Consider the following 3,384-nt stretch of genomic DNA (forward strand, 5'->3'; position numbering starts at 1 on the left):
CGCACTCGTCACCTCCAAATCCCTTCGGAGCCAATGAATCACGGTCAGAGCCTTGCAGCGAGCGCCTTTTTCAACAGCCTGCTAGTTCTGACCTATAGAAATAGCCCAATACCATTGGACCAAGTATTAGAACAAAGTAAAGCCAATATTCTGCGACGATCAGAGCCACGTAGCGAATAAACATTAAGGCCAGTGAAAATCTTCCAATTTGCATATCTTTATGAAACATCAATTCAAATCTAATGTAGTCAACATCTTTGTGATTTAGTTGATGTGTCTTCAGAATTTCACTGTAATTTGCGCTAAACTCAGGTCTACGGCTGTTTGCCTCCTCCAAAATCAGCGCCTGAAATTGGTTGTATATGTCAGAAATCTCCAGCGCGCACTTCTGCATCCTGTCTGCTTCGCCGCTGTAATTTTTGGAGCTCTCTAGCAAAGTGATGATAATTAGGAAAATGGATATAATTAGGGACACAACCGACAGAAACTTCGGTCCGCCCGGCGGGAGGCTTGCCTCATAGAGCAGAGGTATGAGCGCCACGATTACCAGGTAAAAGGCGAGGAAAGACGTTGCTGTGGTGGACAACGACTGTTTCGCTTTGAGTCGTGTGTGGGCGTTAAAGCGGGCACTTTTTGTTTTCCACATCTTTCCTAGTAGCGGGTCGGTGGTTCTGCCGGGATGTGGTTGCATGATCTTCTAAACTCGCGAATTAATGGATTGATCTAGATAGTGGATAATCATGGCCCGACGCAATCAGAGAATTCGACTGGAAGATACCTTCTCGCTTTCGGAAGATTATCTCCAACGTCCTCAAGTCGAAGAGCTGCGCCCTGGATTGATCACGGCCGTCGTCAAGGAGACAGGCGAAGATCGAACACTTAAGATCTGGTGGAAAGCTGGAGATCAGGCAGACGGGGAATTTAGGGAGCTCTGGAACCATGAAAGGCTTCAGGTTGATCGGGTAATGAACTATCCTGACGCCGATGAAGTCATGGTCGAAGTCATCGAGATGATTGAGACCGCAGATTCATTTTGCGTGGTATATGAGGCTGCAGCCACGCCGTTGGCGGCACGTCTGCGCACCCTAAGCTCTCGCCACTGGCTGAAGGGGCTGGACATCGTTTCCAATCGAGCAATCCTTTGGAACAACCTTTCCCGCTTAGCAAAGGCCATAGGGCTATTGCATGCGCGGGGACTGGTTCACGGTAGGCTTGACCGGCATGCAGTGTTCACGAACGGCAGCAATTCTGCGGACTTCAAACTTGGAGGCTTCGAGTGGTGCGTTGGCATGGGGGAGGCCAAAGCCCTTGATCCGATGTTGGCGAAAGCGCGCGCGCGGATCGACCGGTTGATTTATTCCTATGGTGACGATTGGAAAGCTCTAGGCGCGCTCTTTGCTGATATATTGGGTGTGGACGTGACTCGGCTTCGGTCGGATGACCCTTTTCAACGGGGCCGACCCGTAATTGATCTGAGCGAAGGCGAGATCGATTTTCTGCGTCGACTAACCGATCCCCATAGAGAAGACGCCGCTGATGCACGTTGGGTCATGCGTTCGGTCGACACGCTACTACGCGAGCTCGTCCGGTTTGGGACCACGAAAGCGGCCCGCTTCATTCTACTTGCCCGTCCTAACCGGAAAATGGCGGAAGCTATCGATCAGGCTACTGATGGCGGCATACCCATCGATGACTTGGATGGTCAAATAGCATACATAGAGGGCGATATTGCGAGCGGTGCCAAGATCGTCGTTTCCAACCAGAACGATTTGGAGACGCTCGATACTTTGACAATCATTACCGAGGCACTCTCGTACCGCGTTCGACAGTTCGCGGACGAAGGTCCACCCACCTGGCAAATCGCAACTGTGGTTTCGATCGTTCCGAGGGATCGAGCGCGACTGCCGGGCGATCGAGAGGTTCATCGCCTTAGCCACGAAGTCCTAGTTGCCCGCAACAAGCACGACGCGCTAGCATTGCTCGGCCGCTTGAGAAGTATGGCAATCGATTGGACGATTCCAATCGTCCCTCCAAAAGTCGACGATATCAATCGCGAGAGTGTGCCTTTGCAGCGAGCGGTACTGCTTGTTCAAGTCGTCGAGGCGTTAGTCAAATCGTTGGACATCCTGCCTGTCAGCGTCGCGTCAGCGAAGACGGATGGAGGGAGAAATGTTGTTCGCCTTGCCCCTCGCTTGGGTACAGCTCGCGACAATCTCGCGGCCGAAATCGAAGAGCGGAACACCGCCGAGGTTATGGATCGGATATTCGAAAAGGAAGATCTTGGAACTGACGTCGACTGGAGGCTCAGTGTATCAGGAACATTATCCTCAAAGAATGCAACTGAGATAAGGGCGCGTTTTCTCGGAGTAGTGGAAGGCGCCAACGGCTCTCCGCTCTACGAGTTTGAAGTTCTGGATCTCATCCGTGACGAAAAGAACCTGTTTCTCAAGCGCAGCGGAGAAGCGGGGACGGAAGCTTTGATCCGGCGCCGTTTGCGAACAACCAAAGCGCTTGGCGAGCAGCGAGATTTGGCATCGCTGTTTGTCGACTTGAGAAGGCGGATAAGAAGCTCACAGGACGTCTTGGTAGAGGATAGTGAATATCGCGACCTAGATGGCCCAAAGCGGGAAGCATTGGAACAGATCTGGAAAACATTGCCCAACCATCTAGTCGTCGGACCCCCAGGAGTCGGGAAAACGCGACTAAGCGCCGAGGTAGTCAGGCGACGCCTTGAAGGCGACCCAGCCGCCCGAATTCTCCTGAGTGCTCAAAGCCATCAAGCACTTGATCACCTACTCTCAACGGTCCGAAAGAAGGTTGTCGCGGCGCTGCCGGAAACGATCATAGTTCGGTCTAGGGGAGGAAACGATTCAGTCTCGACGGATGAAGATATTCGAAAGACCGCGGCTAGCTATCTCGATCGGGTTCTGAGTTCAGCTTTGATAAATGATGCTCCGGGCCCCTTGCAACTCGGGATCTCGTCGCTCAAAGAGGCTGTGTTGCACGCCACATTTGATGATGAAGGTAAGGTCACCCGACCGCTTAACCGCCGTGAAGAAGTTGGCTTACGTGCATTAGACGCGTTAGTTTTGGAATCGGCAAACGTTGTTTTTTCAACAAGTAATTCTTTCGACGTTGAGCGCCTATGTGAAGATGGTGCTCAGTTTGACTGGGTGCTAATAGAAGAAGCAGCTAAAGCGACAGGCCCTGAATTGATAGCCCCATTATCGCTGTCAGGGCGCCGACTGCTGATAGGAGATCATCATCAGCTCCCTCCCTTCGATTCGGAGCGGTTGACTTTGACCTTGCCCCCAGTTTCTATCCAGTTTTGAGTTCGTTTCCGGCGTGGGTTGTGCCCTGCTGGGCGGGTGAAGGGACGGGCGC

2 protein-coding genes are annotated in these 3,384 nt (G+C 52.3%); one reads left to right on the plus strand and one right to left on the minus strand.

Translation table 11 applies throughout. From position 1 onward, the window contains the following. Window positions 1–70: 70 nt before the first annotated feature. Window positions 71–691, minus strand: a complete 621-nt coding sequence (locus NKH52_RS35130; protein WP_352736862.1) for an SLATT domain-containing protein — start codon at window positions 689–691, stop codon at window positions 71–73. Between the two features lie 49 nt (window positions 692–740). Between NKH52_RS35130 and NKH52_RS35135 the strand changes: the two genes are divergently transcribed. After that, on the plus strand, window positions 741–3,332 hold the full coding sequence (locus tag NKH52_RS35135; protein WP_352736860.1) for an AAA domain-containing protein: 2,592 nt from the start codon (window positions 741–743) through the stop codon (window positions 3,330–3,332). Window positions 3,333–3,384: the final 52 nt, after the last annotated feature.

It is taken from the genome of Mesorhizobium sp. M1066, from assembly GCF_040318635.1.
Taxonomy (GTDB): Bacteria; Pseudomonadota; Alphaproteobacteria; order Rhizobiales; family Rhizobiaceae; genus Mesorhizobium.